The sequence below is a fragment of the Microcoleus sp. S36a_B3 genome (assembly GCF_036700745.1).
GTDB lineage: Bacteria > Cyanobacteriota > Cyanobacteriia > Cyanobacteriales > Microcoleaceae > Microcoleus.
Map to the genome: position 1 here is coordinate 159,997 of NZ_JAUBPN010000005.1, position 14,454 is coordinate 174,450.

Below are 14,454 nucleotides of genomic sequence, written 5' to 3' on the forward strand. Positions count from 1 at the left end.
CGAACCTCTATCAAACTATTGGAATAATCTTAAACAATCATCATTTACCTCTCCGGTAAGCTGTAATCTTTCCGGCAATCTCCTCATTCATCGCCTCTTTTTGGTTAAAATTTATCGAGTGCATCGCACTTCCAGCTTGGTAAGTTTGTTCGATCGCTCTTTCGTTACCTTCCCACCCCACATCCAGCCTCAGTAGAGACTTGTCATAATAGTCTCAATGCCTAATTATACAACTCAAGGTCAATTCTAGGGACAAGGCTGCCCTCGAAAGAGCGATCGCAAAAACAGCAGTAGAGACAGAATCGAGAAGTGCGATCTAAAAGTGCGATCGAGCTAGACTTATCTAAAGACAACTAAATCTCATCCCAGCACAACCATCACAACCAAACTTGAGGCCATCATCATGATTCAAACCATAACAGAATTGGTAACATTCGATGAATTCATTGACTGGTATCCTAAAAACTCAGAACACCGCTACGAATTACACAATGGAGAGATTGTTGAGACGCCAAAACCAACAGAGAAACATTCTAAACTGACAGGTTTTATCGTAGCATATCTAAATTTTGAAATCAGACGGCTGCAACTGCCGTACTTCATCCCCAAAAAATCTGTCATCAAACCTATTAGCGAGGAATCTGGATATGAACCAGACATTATTGTACTTAACGAAAAAAATATTAGAAACGAGCCGCGATGGGAAAAATCATCAATGATCACAATGGGTTAATCAGTTCCCCTAATCGTAGAAGTAACCAGCACTAACTGGGCGGATGATTATGCCCTAAAGCTTGAGGCTTACGAGTCAATGGGCATCCAAGAATACTGGATTGTAGACTATTTAGAATTGGGCGGCAGACGGTTCATCGGCAACCCCAAACAACCTACTTTTTCAATTTACCAACTAATTGATAGCGAATATCAAGTCAAACAATTCAGAGAGGCTGAGATTATTGAGTCCCCAACTTTCCCAGAATTGAATCTGACAGCGCAGCAGGTGTTCGCCAAAGGTAATTGAGGAAATTGCTTTCTTTGCTGTCCGAATAGAGTATCTTAGTGAAGGTAGGAGTCAACTTAAGCTGTGAATGTAGTGCCAGACGAGTGTCTGACGATTATGCCTAGATCCCCTAGCGCCCCGGATAGTGGGGGTGAACAAGAAATTGCTCAAATTTCCCCTTCTTAAGGGGGATGCGAGGGGGATCGAAATGCGGCTGTAAACGAGAGATACGAAGAGTTATATTCTTATAATTCCCAATACTCTACTCCTCAATCTCAAATCTCAAAGCTAAAATCGAATGAAGCTAGGACAATGGATGGGCTTATTAGCCCTCATCGCATCTTGTTACATCCTCTGGCAAATCAGACAAGCCCTGCTGCTGCTTTTTGCCGCTATCGTCTTAGCCACAGCCTTAAACAGACTAGCACGCTACTTGCAAAAATTCCGACTCAAAAGGTCGATCGCCGTACTTTTATCAATTAGCTTTTTAGTCCTGGTTTTGGTAAGCTTGTTCCTGATAATTGTTCCGCCCTTTGCCCTACAATTCCAACAACTGACCCAAAAAGCACCTGAAGGAATCGCCAAACTAAACGACTGGGTAGATCAAATCGAAGCTCGCTTCTCGGGACAATTCGATCAAAGGCTGCCGAATCTTGATGTTAACGATATTATGCGACAACTGCAACCCTTGTTCAACCAACTCGTTGGCGGTGCAGGAGCTTTTGTTGGCAACACATTAGGGGTTATCCTCAGCTTTTTGCTAGTCTTAGTTTTGACCTTGATGACCTTAGCAGATCCCCTCTCTTACCGCAAAGCATTTATACAACTATTTCCCTCTTTTTACCGCCGACGAATCGATGGTATTTTAGATGAATGCGAAATAGCTCTCGGTCGATGGGTCATCGGCGCTCTGATTAGCATGAGCGTGATTGCTTTGTTGAGCTTAATTGGTTTGTCAATTTTGCAAGTTCCCCTACCGTTAGCTCACGCTGTAGTAGCAGGATTTCTTAACTTAATTCCAAATATAGGCCCCACAATCAGCGTCATCCCGCCCATGACGATCGCACTTTTAGACTCTCCCTTACAATCTGGTTTAGTTTTAATTCTTTACTTTCTAATTCAACAGTTTGAAAGCAACCTCCTCACTCCCTACGTCATGGCACAGCAAGTATCATTGCTGCCAGCAGTAACATTAATTTCTCAAGTATTTTTCGCCACCTTTTTTGGATTTTTAGGACTATTACTTGCCCTCCCCCTCACCGTTGTAGCTCAAGTTTGGATTAGGGAAGTATTAATTAAAGACATTCTCAACCAATGGAACGCGAATCCTCAAACCTTAGCAGCAATCGATTCGGCTATTCACGAAGAATATGAGTCTCTAGGAGTAAAACATCACAGACAAGAAAGCCTTCCAGAACAAAAAACAGACATCGCAGACCAAGCAGAAAATGACGATACTGTCAATCAATAATTCAGGTTGGTAATGAGGACTTCAATCATTCTTGATTTTCAGAGTGAGAACTGAATTCCTGACTACAAACTTAGCAACTCGATCGCCATCAATAATTCAGGTTTGATTGTTCGGACTTCAGTTTTTCTTGACTGGGAGCATCTGGGTTTTGCATTTAATAGTGCTGTCCCCGCGAGTTGGCGGTGCAAGACTCGCACAATAAAAAATGCTTTTTTCAAGGCCCGAGATGCTCCCTTCTTGATTCGAGATTGAGGACTTAAGTCATGACTACAAATTTAGGAACTCGATCGCCATCAATAAAACAATACGGTTTACTTAAGTGAACGGTATCGATCAATAAAACTAAAAACTAAAATCTAAAAACTAAAATTATGAGATCGATCGACGAAATCAACGATAAAATCAGCCAAGGCAAAGCGACAGTCTGGACAATCGAAGAACTCAAAAACCGAGTCGAAGAAACCAGCATTAGCCAAGCCGCCAAAGAAGTCGATGTGATTACCGCAGGCACCTTCGAGCCGATGGAATCCTCCGGTGCCATCATCAACCTCGGCCATACCGATCCCCCGATCAAAATCCGCCAGTGCTGGCTCGACGGCGTTTTAGCCTACTCCGGCTTTGGGGCAGTAGACCTGTACTTGGGAGCTACCCAAGTAGCCGAAGACGGCGAAGAATCCCGCGAACGGGGAGGCGGACACGTCATCGAAGACTTAATCGCCGGGAAACCCGTGCAGTTGCGAGCTTTGGGGCAAGTCACAGATTGCTACCCCCGCGCCTCCTTTGAAACCACGATTACCCGCGATACCATCAACCAGTTTTATTTATTCAATCCCCGGAACGCCTATCAAAACTTTATTGTGGGAGTTAACGGGGGCGATCGCCCGCTGTTCACCTACCTCGGCCCCCTGCAACCAAACCTCGGCAACGCCGTCTACTCGAACCTTGGAGCCATGTCTCCCCTGCTCAACGACCCCGACCTCGAAACCATCGGCATCGGCACCCGCATCTTCCTAGGAGGCGCCACCGGCTACATCACCTGGGAAGGAACCCAGCACTTCCCGCTGCAAAAACGCCAGCCCAACCGCACCCCAATCGGCCCGGCCGCCACCCTTGCACTAATCGGCGACGCCAAACAGATGAACTCCAAATGGGTGCGCGGCTGCTACTTCAAAAACTACGGCCCATCTCTGATGCTGGGAGTCGGCATCCCGTTTCCAGTCTTAAACGAAACAGTCGTCGCCCACTGTGCAGTATCCGACAAAAAAATAGTAGCGCCGGTGGTAGATTTCTCTATCCCCCGGCGCGTTCGTCCCACATTCGGTTTAGTCAGCTACGCTCAATTAAAGACTGGCCGCATCCTGATAGAGGGCAAACCTGTGCGGGCGGCCCCCTTGGCGAGTATGTTTCTCTCGCGGCAAGTAGCATTGGAATTGAAGCAGCAAATTGAAGCAGGTCAATTTACCCTCACGGCCCCAGTTGCTCCCCTACCCACCGACAGAGTATTTCTCCCGCAAGATTTGTGGGGAGCCCAAGTCCGGCTGGAATAAAAGATTTTAGATTGGCGATTTGGCGATTTTAGATTAACCAGACGCACTAACCGAAAATCTCAAATCTCAAATCTTGCCCTATTCCTCGGGCTTAGACTTCTTAACCGGCTTAGGAAGAGGTTCCTTGGGAACAGCAGGTGCTGCTGCTGCGGACTTGATGGTAGGACGCCCTACAGGAGCACCGTCACCGCTGGGCCTAGGAGTAAACGGACGCTTGTTTCCCCCTCCTTTGTAGCCACCGGGCGGCTTGCTGCCGGGGGGGAATTTCCGCTTCTTAATCGGCACGGCGCCAATATTGTTAGCCTGCTCGATCGTCAGACTCTCACCTTTCAATTGGACGTGGAAATCCCAAAAAAATCCGATCGCCTTTGTTCCTACATCCCCCTTGAGTTTCAGCTTAAAAAACTTCATCTTGTCGTCATTCTTGCGGGGAGCTTGCTTGATTTTGACGATGACATACTTTTCTTCCTCTTGCGATTGTTGATAAATCACCTCGCCTCGAATCGAAAAATAGCCATCTTCAACATCAGGTTCCGAGGGCGACACAGATGCCGTCGATGCTTCGCTGCTAGCCTCAATCTCGCCTGCTTCCAGATTTTCCTCATCCGAAGACACTTCGGGAGATTTCTTGAGCGTTTCCGGCTCCCAAACTCCCATAATCTGGGCGTGCAAGTTGCCGTCTTCTTGCCTGGTGCGGGGATAGACCACCCACAGGTGTTCTTGTTCCAGATCCAGGTGATTTTTGACTAAACTCATGACTCTACCCAGCAAAACTGCATCGATGGCAGTTCCGTCGGCAGCAATCAGCATACCTCTGGTGAATTGCTCTTCAGATTGGGTGTAGCGGCCCCGCACCAAACCAACAGCTCGGTACTGTCTGGGTTCGCTGGGGGGTGGAATGGGATGTTGGCGCATGACCGAGGGTAGGTCATCGTCGGCCTGACTTTCGTTAGCTGCTGGCTCGCCTGTTGCGGGCACGGAGACTGCGATTGATGGAGTATTGCTGGCAGATTCCGACGGCGCTGCTGGCGCGGAGGGTTCAGGAGCATTGCTCGGCGGGTCTTTTGGCTTTGTTTTGTCCTTGTCGGGGGCAGAACTGTAGCGGGGTCGTTGCAGCGTATCCTTTGACGCTGGTGCGTCTGTTGACGCTGGTGCGTCTGTTGACGCTGGTGCGTCTGTTGTCGCTGGCGATCGATCTGGGTCAACAGGTGCAGCCGGCGATGGCGGGGGAGACACGGGACTTTCGTCTGGTGTCTCGGCCACGGAGGCTGTAGCTGCAGGCTGATTCACGGCGGGCTCGCTTGGCTGAGCCTTGCGAGCAGAAGTAGATTTGGACGATTTGGAAGACGGGTTGGGAGAGGGGTTCATAAAAAACTCCTTGCAGCGGAGACACATCCCTTAAGGGAAATTAGGAATAAACTGAAGAAACTGATTTCACAACTACTAGCACCAAACTTAGGGCTTGCGCCGGAAAGTTTGGTTTTGATTCATCAACGCCAGTTTTAAACTTCGCTACGAGCGATCGATCGCTCCGGGATGGGCGGGCTGCTCTAATCCTTGTGGGCAAAGAGTTTGAGAGTTGCTAACTCCAGGAGCGGGTCGATCGGGCGAAAACTGGCACTGGTGGCTAATAGCATTTAGGATATTCAGATACTTCGAGCCCGGACAATCTAGGATATATCCCGATCGAGCGCGTGCTGAATACCTGAGCATCAAACCAGGCAATATTTCGCAATGCTTTGAGGAAAAGCCTCAAGGCGCCGTTCCAATCTCTTTGGAGCAGCTTGCTTATTTTACTTACTCCAATTACCTAGCGGGTCGATCCGCCATCTTTTCGGTAATTTTTAGCTCGACCAAACTAAATTGGACGAAAGTCGCAGTTTTTGGGGCTGCGGGTCTTTGTGTCCCAAATTGTTTGACGAGCGTGGAGTTGCGGGTCTGTTACCATATTAGCTGCAAGCAAAAGACTGGTTTGTGAATTGGCACTTTGAAGTTAAGAACTTTTATGGTTACACGGATTCGGTTAAATCGCAGACGCCCCTAGGCGATGGGTTAATTCTTAGAAAATAGTAGATTTTAAGTTGGGATAGTTGAATTATGGAAAAAGCAAACAAGCGTCGCGGGTTGATTAGTGTGGTGGTGGTGCTTTCGCTCATCGCTTTTTTGGGATTTTCTCTGGTTCCAATTTTGGACAGTATTCTCAAGAGCAGTCAAACAACCGCTACATCGACTCCAACGCCTACTCAGACTGCGCCTTCTGGCGAGAAGCAAGCGCAGTTGCTGCAAGATCAGGTGAGGGGATACGAATTGGTTTTGCAGCGCGAACCTGACAATGTAACGGCGCTGCGGGGGTTGTTGCAGGTACGGCTGGAGTTAATCGGACAGGGAGTGGGGGATATTAAGGATGCGATCCCGCCTTTGGAAAAGTTGGCTAAACTGAATCCCGAGACTACTGAATATGGGATTTTGCTGGCTCAGGCTAAGGAACGCACGGGCGATCGCGAAGGGGCGGCTCAGGCTTACAGGTCAATTTTAGCGTCTAAGCCTGGGGAAATTAAGGCTTTGCAGGGGTTGGTGAATTTACTGCTGGTGCAGCAAAGGCCCGAAGCTGCGATCGGACTGCTGCAAGATACGCTCAAGGCCGCTCCGGCGCAAAATCAGGCAAAACCCGGAAGTATTGATGTAACTTCGGTGCAGTTGATTTTGGGACAGGTTTATGCTGTGCAGAAGCGCTACGATGAGGCGATCGCGATTTATGACGAATCGGCTAAGGCGAATCCGAAAGATTTTCGCCCGACTTTAGCCAAGGCGATCGTGTTTAAGGAACAAGGCAAAACTGACGAGGCAAAAACGCTGTTTGACAAAGCTAGTGAGTTAGCTCCTCCTAACTACAAAGACCAAATTAATCAGTTAGCTAGCGGCACTCCTTCGCCTTCTCCGGCGGCAGATGCGAGTCCCGAAGCGGCATCTCCAGAACCAGCGGCTTCCCCAAGTCCTGAAGGTGCGCTACCTCAGCCTTAAGGAGAGTTTTGCATGAAAGAATTTTGAGTTTTAAGTGAAAAAATCAATACTTAAAACTCAAAATGTATTGTTTTATTCCAGTCTTAAATTAGATCGTATTCGGTCAAACAATGGTTGTAAAGTTTGTAAAAAAAACTAAAGTCCTCAGATTTTTGTAAGGACTTCATTCTTTACTGCAAACCTATTTAATTGCCATCGTGACCGCAGACATGATATTATGAGTTAAGCAAGACTTCGGAGGGAATTATGACCCAAAGCGTTGACCGCGTTGTTCTACCTCCTGCTTTTCCAGACCACACTCAATTACCAGAGTCGGATGGTACTTTTGTGAAAAATTTTCAGGAGCATCCGCAGAGTTTAATTTTAACTGATTCGATCGGGCAAATTTTGCAGGAGCGGCATCCTGACGGACAATATGCGATCGGTCAAGACTGCGGCATTTACTGGCGAGAAACCGAGCCTGCGGAAAAAGGCGCAGAAGCTCCTGATTGGTTTTATGTTCCGAATGTACCTCCCAATTTAGACGGTCAAATTCGCCGTTCCTACGTGCTGTGGCGGGAACACATAGCACCGTTAATTGCGTTGGAATTTGCCAGCGGAAATGGCGATGAAGAGCGCGATCGCACTCCTTTATCGCGTACTGATGAAGGGGTGTTAACGAAACCGGGAAAGTTTTGGGTTTACGAACAGGTGATGCGAATTCCCTATTACGGCATCTATGAAATTAACAGCGGGCAATTAGAAGTTTATCGGTTAATTGACGGGTCTTATCAACTGTTAGAACTCAACGATCGCGGTCATTTTCCTATTGCACCTTTAGGCGTAGAATTGGGACTTTGGCAAGGAAGTTATCAAAATCAAGAGATGCTGTGGCTGCGCTGGTGGGATGAGGAAGGTAATTTGCTGTTGATTGGCGATGAAAGAGCCGAATTGGAGAGATTGCGGGGAGAACAACAGCGGGAAATAGCCGAGAGTGCAGAACAGGCGCGACAAGCTGAATTTCAAGCAAGAAGGGCTGCAATTCCCCGGTTGTTGGGAATGGGTTTGAGTGTCCCACAGGTGGCGGAGGCGTTGGGTTTATCGGTGGAGGAAGTGACGGAGAATGCTGGAGAGTGAGATAGGGGGAGAGAATTGGGGAAAAGGGCGATCGGGCTTAATAGACTTCATCATGAGAACCCATTTTGAGTAATAAAATAGCTTCCTCCTCATCTTCTGGATCGATCGCAAACTCAAATAAAATCCGATAATCGTAATCTATTGAACACGACCAGATACCCGATAAATCTCCTGTCAGTTTGTGAGTTCGCAAGCTGGCATTAAAGCAGTCTTCAGACAAAAGTTCAAGCGTAGCTTCAATTAAAAGGCGAAGCTGAGGATTTTTACGAACTAACTTTTTGAAAGTACGAATAGATTTGGGAGTCCAACCAATTTTCATCAATCATCCAACTCCGCCATAAAATCGGCTACCGACCCAAATTTAACATTGCCCTCAGCATATTCTTGACGAACTTCTGCCACTTCCTTGAGTAATTCATTTCGTCGCTGTTGTCGCAGACGATTCTGAAGAATATCGAGAAGCATGGCTTGATCTTCTAATGATAAAACTTCTACAGCTTCAAGAGCTTGCTGGAATTGAGATGTCTGTGTCGTTTTACTCATATATTATTTTTAACTGTTTATAACCACGATATTTTTTATTTATTTTAGCAAGACTTATCCTAAGCTAGAATTTTTTAGTTGTGATGTGGAGAATTTCCCTGATGAGTTTCAAATTAATTATAAATTATTTTAGCAACATAGTACCATCAGGCATAACAGTATTGCAAAAGATAGTCATGCTAGTCTGAGCATCACTCAAATTAGCTTGTTCGAGGTCAGCATCAGTTAAATCGGTATAATCTAAATTAGCACCTTCTAAATTGGCTTGGAAGAGGATAGCCCCACTTAAATTAGCGCCCCTCAGATTTGTAAAACTCAAATCAGCCTCACTTAAATCAGCCTCACTTAGATCGGCATTTGTCAAATCAATCCCCTTCAAATTAGCTCCAACCCCGATATAAATTCCACCTGAATGAGGAGTAAATGTATCGTCAAAAGTAGTTTCTGAGTCGTAAAGAAATCTATTGAGATTTACGTACTCCAACTGAGTTCCGCTCAAGTCAGCCCCCATCAGATTTGTACCTTCTAAGGAACCATCAAATAATCCAATATCTCGCAAATCAGCCTCTCTCAAGTTAGCACCATTGAACAAGGCGGAAGTTGTTTGAGTTCCTCTTAAGTTCGCTCCTTTCAAACAGGCATTATACAAACTAGATTCATATAGTTTAACACCTCTCATGTCGGCGTTAGTCAAATTAGCCCCTTCCAAGTTGCTTTCACTCAAATCGGCTTCGACTAAGCTAGCATTCTCCAGGTTAATTCCTTCTAGCTCAGCACTATCTAGCCTTGCATTATCCAAAACTGCTCCTTCCAGATTAGCACCCTGCAACCGAGCGGAGTAGAGATTAGCACTATGCAAGTTAATTCCTTCTAAATTGGCATCGTGCAATTGCGCTCCCTCCAAATTGACTCCTTTAAAGTTCCTCTCTCCAGCAGAGTAACGCTGTAACAATTCCTCAGAGTTCATAATTCACAATAATAGATTAATTGCTTATCGGTGCGGTATAACTCCAAAAACTTGGGAATTATACCCTATCAAAGCAGTATAACACTGCCAAGTTTACAGTCATATCCCAAAGTTGAATAAATGACCAAGTTAGTAGATTGTGTTTACTTCTCTGACCAGACTATTAGTAAGGTGGGCCTCGCCCACCCGACAACTCAATACTTTCGTTCCTGCGGCTCAAACATCGTAATTGCCACCGGCATATAAGCCAAATCAATCCCCGCAGGTGAATAATAGGCCAGCGTATGCTTCAAAAATTTCTCATCATCCCGCTGAGTAAAATCTTCCCGCGAATGAGCTCCCCGACTTTCCTGCCGGTTCAAAGCAGAAGTTAAAATCATTTTGCCGACAACGATTAAACTCCGCAATTCCAAAGCTTCCACAATTTCCGTATTCCACAACTTGCCTTTATCGTCTAAGTAAACCTCCTCATATTGTCGCTCTAAATCCTCCAATTTTTGCAAACCTTCCTGCATCAATTCGGCGCTGCGAAACACGCCGCAATACTCAGTCATCGTATCTTGATACTGCTGCCGGATTTGATTGATTCGATATTTTCCGGGACGGTCTAAAAGTGCTTGAATTTGTTCTTGAGCTTCGTTAATATAACGCTGTTCGTCTACTGCAGGCAACTTGCGATTTTGGACAAATTGTGCTATGGTTGCGCCAGTAACTTTGCCGTAAACTACGCATTCCAACAGCGAATTGCTGCCCAAACGGTTAGCGCCGTGAACTGAGACGCAAGCTGCTTCGCCGGCTGCAAAGAAACCGTCTACCAAACTGTCAGCACTGCTGCGAACTTGCCCATTAATATTAGTTGGAATTCCGCCCATTGAATAGTGAGCAGTCGGGCGCACGGGCATCGGTTGGTTGACAGAATCAATTCCTAATAAGCGGTGGGCTTCTTCCCAAGCAAAAGGTATTTTGCTCATGATTTTTTCGCGTCCCATGTGCCGCAAATCGAGGTAAATAAAGGGGCCGCCTGCACTTCCATCGAGATTAATTCCTCGGCCGGCGCGAATTTCTAGGGAAATCGATCGCGATGTAATGTCCCTGGGCGCTAATTCCATCCGCGACGGGGCATAATTGGCCATAAATCGATCGCCCTCGGAATTAATCAAATAAGCACCTTCGCCCCGCACGGCCTCGGAAATCAACACTCCCACCGGATACAAACCCGTCGGGTGAAACTGCACAAATTCCATATCTTCCAGCGGCAATCCAGCCATCGCCGCCATCGCCAAACCGTCACCAGTCGAGGCGTAATCGTTCGAGGTGGTGTTGTAAACCCGACCGTAACCCCCCGTAGCAAACATCACCGCCTTAGCGCGCACGACGGCAATTTCGCCGTCTATCAGGTTGAACATAACCACGCCCTTGGCTTGGCCTGCTTCCAAAATCAGGCGCGTGACATACCACTCTTGATAGATGTGAACTCCGCAGCGGCGCAGATTGTTGACCAATTCGTGGAGGATGGCGTGACCAGTTTTGTCGGCGGCGTAGCAGGTGCGGCGGTGGGAATGTCCGCCGAAAGCGCGCTGGGCAATTCTGCCGTCTTCTAGGCGGGAAAAGAGGACTCCCATGTGTTCTAAATCGATGACTACACCGGGGGCTTCGCGGGTGAGGATTTCTACTGCGTCTTGGTCGGCTAAATAGTCGGAACCTTTTACTGTGTCAAAGGCGTGGGCTTTCCAACTGTCTTCGGGATCGACATTTTGCAGGCTGGAGGCCATGCCGCCTTGGGCTGCGACGGAGTGCGATCGAATTGGGTGAGTTTTGGCAACAACTGCTACCTTGAGACTGGGGTCAGTCCGCGCAATTTCTACAGCGGCGCGGCAACCTGCTAAACCGCCGCCTACAATGATTACGTCGTGTTCCAGCATTGTTTGAGTAATTTTGAGTGTTCTCCTCAACTTATCGTGACGCAAAAAAAAACTTCCTATCAAAAGATCGGGAAGTTTTTTAACTTTTGATTGGAATGGAAGATCAAAAGTTAAAATTTCAAATTAAACTAGCCGATGGTTTCTATAGGCTGCTGATTGGATTGATTTCCCGTTGCAGAAGGTTGATCTTCGGTGGCGGGGTCTACCGAAAGCACTTGAATGTTATTTAGCAGAGTTGTAACGAAAGCAAACAGCAAGAAGGGCAGAGACAGCACTAAAATCAAGCCGACTGTAGCCAAAGCGTAGATTTGACGGGCGCTGCTCCACAGGGCGAGTGCTGACGCTAGACTCAGGAAGATGACTATCAGCCAAACAATGATTTGACCGTAAATGTCGCCAAAGGTGAGGGTACATTTAAGGCGATAGTTTTGGATGTTACTCATTTGATGCCTCGGGAGATTGCTATTACGACTTGTCCAAAAATACTTTGACAGCCTGTCAATACTGACTGTAAATTTATAATTTTAGAGTTCACAAGTAGGTTTTGCGGGAGTTTTAAACATTTTTATAGAAGTTTGCAACAACACTTTATGAATTTTTGTTTCGGATAGGGAATTTTTGCCGCAACAAGACTTAGGCATTTCTCAGAAAGATGAGGTGTTGCTGGCCAAACAGGCCAAACAGGCCAAACAGGGCATTGGGTAAACAGGCCAAACAGGCCAAACAGGGCAGTGGGTAAACAGGCCAAACAGGCCAAACAGGGCATTGGGTGGGCAACCTCACCACGCTTGAGAACTGCTATCTGTAGATCCGCGCTGCGCCTGAAATGCGGGTAGATTTGCAAAGGTCTTGTCTAGGGGAAGTATGCTTTTTGGCTGACTCCCGATTTTGTAAAGTAATGTTAAGCTGCATGGGGATGCAATCAACCTTTATAGCCTCGCACCTGTGTTTTAGCCCATGTCTTCCGATCGCACATTGCTGATTTCGCGCTGTTTCCTGGCTGGTTTGGGAACGCAGATGTTTTTGCACCACCAGCACCGGATTCCCCGATATAGTCCGGTGCTCGTGGTGAGCAATCACCGCAGTTTTTTAGATCCGGTACTGCTGACGGCGGGTTTGGGTCGATCGATCCGGTTTGCTTGTCATCACTACATGGGTCAAGTTCCGGTGATTCGGGAAGTTGTCACGACTTTCGGCGCTTTCCCCTTGGAAGCACCGGAGCAACGACAGCAACATTTTTTCTCTCAAGCGACGTCGCTGCTGCAAAGTGGGGAGATGGTGGGGGTATTTCCAGAGGGTGCAGAACCGATGGTGAAGTGTACTCAACCGAATACTGTGGGGAAGTTTCAGCGGGGATTTGCTCATTTGGCTTTGCGGGCTCCGCTGCGCGATTTGGCGGTGTTGCCGGTGGCGATTGGTTCGATGGAGGAAAAGTCGGTGCGCTCTGGTGTACCGCTCAAGTTGTTGAGTTTGTTCGATCCTTCCGAACCGCTGTTCGATCGCGCTGGGTGGCATCCTGTGATAGTTTATCAGCGAGTTAATGTTTTAATCGGTCGGCCTTACTGGATTACTGTCGAGAGACAGCAGCAATATCGAGGCAAAAAAGCCAAAGCCGTTGTTGCTGAACTCACAGAGCACTGTCAGGGGGAAATTGCACAATTGCTCCAACGAGGGTGTTTGTAACGAAGGAAGTTCGGCAACGAGCAATGTACGGGATGTAACGGATGTAACGGATGTAAGTCCGATGTCCGTCGGAAGAAGGAAGAGGGAAGAAGGAAGAGGGAAGAAGGAAGAGGGAATAAATTTGTGATTTTTGCTCGCATTTTCCTTGTGTCGCCGTCCTCGGCTGATTCTTAGTCGCTTCTTGGTTTAAGATTCTTGATTCGTCTGATGTCTTAATTGATGATTGTTCTTGCTCTCTGATTATCCCCCTATTTTTGACAGCAATCCCCGACTGATAGAGTTCATATAATTTAATTTCTGATTTTAATCATGCCAAATGCTAGTAACCAGGTTCGTTTTCTAACCCCCAAACCGCCGAAAGCCGATCGCCCTTTATTTATATTTCTGCCCGGTATGGATGGTAGCGGATTGCTGCTGCGGCCGCAAATTTCTAAATTGGCAAATCATTTCGACATTCGCTGCTTAACTTTACCTGCTGACGATATGGCTAGTTGGGAGGTACTTGTCAGCGAAACAATTGCCTTAATCGAAGCAGAAAAACAAACCGGAAAGCAGCAGCGCCCGGTTTATCTGTGCGGGGAGTCATTTGGGGGCTGTTTAGCGATGAAAATTGTTTTAGAAGCTCCTCAATTGTGCGATCGACTAATTTTAGTGAATCCTGCTTCTTCATTCCGACAACAGCCTTGGGTGCAGTGGGGTTCGCATCTAACTCAGTGGTTGCCGGCGAATCTTTATCCGCTGTCGGTAATCGGTTTGTTGCCGATGTTAGCATCATTAGGAAAGATTGGGCGCGACGATCGGCGGGCTTTGCTAGAAGCGATGCAAGCGGTACCGCAACACACGTCTGTGTGGAGATTGGCGTTAGTGCGATCGTTTGATGTGGATCAAAATCAGTTGCGTGGCATCAAACAGCAGACGTTAGTAATTGCTAGCGGTGCCGATCGGCTGCTACCTTCTTTAGCAGAAGGGAAGCTTTTAGTTAAGGTAATTCCTAACGCGGAGATGGTGCTGCTGGGTAACAGCGGTCATGCTTGTTTGTTAGAAACAGATGTTAACCTTTACGGGATTATGCAAGAGCGCAATTTTTTGACTGAATCCATTAGTCAGCAGTCATTAGTCAGTAGTCAATAGTCAGTAGTCAATAGTCAGTAGTCATTAGTCATTAGTTTGGAGTCATTAGTCAT

The 14,454-nt window shown here is 47.0% G+C and carries 15 protein-coding genes and 1 pseudogene; 8 read left to right on the forward strand and 8 right to left on the reverse strand.

Annotated elements, in window-relative coordinates:
- Positions 1–40: 40 nt before the first annotated feature.
- Positions 41–181 carry a hypothetical protein gene (locus tag QUA01_RS08095; protein ID WP_333089012.1) on the reverse strand — a complete coding sequence of 47 codons (141 nt, stop codon included), beginning with the start codon at positions 179–181 and terminating at the stop codon, positions 41–43.
- 222 nt (positions 182–403) lie between these two features.
- Between QUA01_RS08095 and QUA01_RS08100 the strand changes: the two are divergent.
- The 3 genes and pseudogenes from QUA01_RS08100 (at position 404) to QUA01_RS08110 (ending at position 4,018) form a co-directional block, all read left to right on the forward strand.
- Positions 404–1,021 (forward strand): annotated as a pseudogene (locus QUA01_RS08100) (Uma2 family endonuclease).
- Positions 1,022–1,298: 277 nt separating this feature from the next.
- Entirely contained in the window at positions 1,299–2,471 is a 1,173-nt protein-coding gene (locus QUA01_RS08105) for an AI-2E family transporter (protein ID WP_333089013.1), read from the forward strand.
- 371 nt (positions 2,472–2,842) lie between these two features.
- The gene (locus tag QUA01_RS08110) at positions 2,843–4,018 is read left to right on the forward strand and encodes a homocysteine biosynthesis protein (RefSeq protein ID WP_333089014.1); all 1,176 of its coding nucleotides are present in this window, start codon (positions 2,843–2,845) and stop codon (positions 4,016–4,018) included.
- Between the two features lie 78 nt (positions 4,019–4,096).
- On the opposite strand, the gene QUA01_RS08115 is transcribed toward QUA01_RS08110, so the two are convergent.
- Together QUA01_RS08115 and QUA01_RS08120 are read right to left on the reverse strand one after the other, a co-directional pair.
- On the reverse strand, positions 4,097–5,386 hold the full coding sequence (locus QUA01_RS08115) for a hypothetical protein (RefSeq protein ID WP_333089015.1): 1,290 nt from the start codon (positions 5,384–5,386) through the stop codon (positions 4,097–4,099).
- A 144-nt stretch (positions 5,387–5,530) separates the two neighbouring features.
- Positions 5,531–5,731 (reverse strand): hypothetical protein, encoded by a 201-nt coding sequence (locus tag QUA01_RS08120; RefSeq protein WP_333089017.1) that lies wholly within the window; start codon positions 5,729–5,731, stop codon positions 5,531–5,533.
- 384 nt (positions 5,732–6,115) lie between these two features.
- Here QUA01_RS08120 and QUA01_RS08125 point away from each other — a divergent pair, with 384 nt between their 5' ends.
- Both QUA01_RS08125 and QUA01_RS08130 read left to right on the forward strand, forming a co-directional pair.
- Positions 6,116–7,039, forward strand: coding sequence for a tetratricopeptide repeat protein (locus tag QUA01_RS08125; protein WP_194068343.1), 924 nt, complete (start codon positions 6,116–6,118; stop codon positions 7,037–7,039).
- Positions 7,040–7,285: 246 nt separating this feature from the next.
- A complete protein-coding gene (locus QUA01_RS08130) occupies positions 7,286–8,155 on the forward strand; it encodes a Uma2 family endonuclease (RefSeq protein ID WP_333089019.1) in 870 nt (289 codons plus the stop codon).
- A gap of 37 nt (positions 8,156–8,192) precedes the next feature.
- Here QUA01_RS08130 and QUA01_RS08135 read toward each other — a convergent pair whose 3' ends face one another.
- The 5 genes from QUA01_RS08135 to QUA01_RS08155 form a co-directional block, all read right to left on the reverse strand.
- Entirely contained in the window at positions 8,193–8,474 is a 282-nt protein-coding gene (locus QUA01_RS08135) for a type II toxin-antitoxin system RelE/ParE family toxin (RefSeq protein WP_333089021.1), read from the reverse strand.
- Positions 8,474–8,698 (reverse strand): hypothetical protein, encoded by a 225-nt coding sequence (locus QUA01_RS08140; protein ID WP_096831014.1) that lies wholly within the window; start codon positions 8,696–8,698, stop codon positions 8,474–8,476. The genes QUA01_RS08135 and QUA01_RS08140 overlap by 1 nt, the downstream gene beginning before the upstream one ends.
- 124 nt (positions 8,699–8,822) lie before the next feature.
- Positions 8,823–9,665: a pentapeptide repeat-containing protein gene (locus QUA01_RS08145; protein ID WP_333089024.1), complete on the reverse strand. Its 843-nt coding sequence runs from the start codon at positions 9,663–9,665 to the stop codon at positions 8,823–8,825.
- 194 nt (positions 9,666–9,859) lie between these two features.
- Positions 9,860–11,587: a succinate dehydrogenase/fumarate reductase flavoprotein subunit gene (locus QUA01_RS08150; protein ID WP_333089232.1), complete on the reverse strand. Its 1,728-nt coding sequence runs from the start codon at positions 11,585–11,587 to the stop codon at positions 9,860–9,862.
- Positions 11,588–11,715: 128 nt separating this feature from the next.
- Positions 11,716–12,030: a hypothetical protein gene (locus QUA01_RS08155; protein ID WP_194010683.1), complete on the reverse strand. Its 315-nt coding sequence runs from the start codon at positions 12,028–12,030 to the stop codon at positions 11,716–11,718.
- Positions 12,031–12,544: 514 nt separating this feature from the next.
- On the opposite strand from QUA01_RS08155, the gene QUA01_RS08160 reads away from it, so the two are divergent.
- From QUA01_RS08160 to QUA01_RS08170, 3 genes are all read left to right on the forward strand, one after another.
- On the forward strand, positions 12,545–13,270 hold the full coding sequence (locus tag QUA01_RS08160) for a lysophospholipid acyltransferase family protein (RefSeq protein WP_333089026.1): 726 nt from the start codon (positions 12,545–12,547) through the stop codon (positions 13,268–13,270).
- On the forward strand, positions 13,239–13,397 hold the full coding sequence (locus tag QUA01_RS08165) for a hypothetical protein (protein WP_333089028.1): 159 nt from the start codon (positions 13,239–13,241) through the stop codon (positions 13,395–13,397). Before QUA01_RS08160 ends, QUA01_RS08165 begins: the two co-directional genes overlap by 32 nt.
- A 182-nt stretch (positions 13,398–13,579) precedes the next feature.
- Positions 13,580–14,401 (forward strand): alpha/beta fold hydrolase, encoded by an 822-nt coding sequence (locus QUA01_RS08170; RefSeq protein WP_333089029.1) that lies wholly within the window; start codon positions 13,580–13,582, stop codon positions 14,399–14,401.
- The last annotated feature ends 53 nt before the right edge of the window (positions 14,402–14,454 follow it).

What these genes read in the sequence shown, in the direction of transcription:
- QUA01_RS08120 (WP_333089017.1), bottom strand. Translation starts at nt 5,731, where the DNA reads ATGCTCAGGTATTCAGCACGCGCTCGATCGGGATATATCCTAGATTGT.
- QUA01_RS08150 (WP_333089232.1), bottom strand. Translation starts at nt 11,587, where the DNA reads ATGCTGGAACACGACGTAATCATTGTAGGCGGCGGTTTAGCAGGTTGC.
- QUA01_RS08160 (WP_333089026.1), top strand. Translation starts at nt 12,545, where the DNA reads ATGTCTTCCGATCGCACATTGCTGATTTCGCGCTGTTTCCTGGCTGGT.
- QUA01_RS08105 (WP_333089013.1), top strand. Translation starts at nt 1,299, where the DNA reads ATGAAGCTAGGACAATGGATGGGCTTATTAGCCCTCATCGCATCTTGT.
- QUA01_RS08130 (WP_333089019.1), top strand. Translation starts at nt 7,286, where the DNA reads ATGACCCAAAGCGTTGACCGCGTTGTTCTACCTCCTGCTTTTCCAGAC.
- QUA01_RS08155 (WP_194010683.1), bottom strand. Translation starts at nt 12,030, where the DNA reads ATGAGTAACATCCAAAACTATCGCCTTAAATGTACCCTCACCTTTGGC.
- QUA01_RS08110 (WP_333089014.1), top strand. Translation starts at nt 2,843, where the DNA reads ATGAGATCGATCGACGAAATCAACGATAAAATCAGCCAAGGCAAAGCG.
- QUA01_RS08140 (WP_096831014.1), bottom strand. Translation starts at nt 8,698, where the DNA reads ATGAGTAAAACGACACAGACATCTCAATTCCAGCAAGCTCTTGAAGCT.
- QUA01_RS08115 (WP_333089015.1), bottom strand. Translation starts at nt 5,386, where the DNA reads ATGAACCCCTCTCCCAACCCGTCTTCCAAATCGTCCAAATCTACTTCT.
- QUA01_RS08125 (WP_194068343.1), top strand. Translation starts at nt 6,116, where the DNA reads ATGGAAAAAGCAAACAAGCGTCGCGGGTTGATTAGTGTGGTGGTGGTG.
- QUA01_RS08170 (WP_333089029.1), top strand. Translation starts at nt 13,580, where the DNA reads ATGCCAAATGCTAGTAACCAGGTTCGTTTTCTAACCCCCAAACCGCCG.
- QUA01_RS08135 (WP_333089021.1), bottom strand. Translation starts at nt 8,474, where the DNA reads ATGAAAATTGGTTGGACTCCCAAATCTATTCGTACTTTCAAAAAGTTA.
- QUA01_RS08145 (WP_333089024.1), bottom strand. Translation starts at nt 9,665, where the DNA reads ATGAACTCTGAGGAATTGTTACAGCGTTACTCTGCTGGAGAGAGGAAC.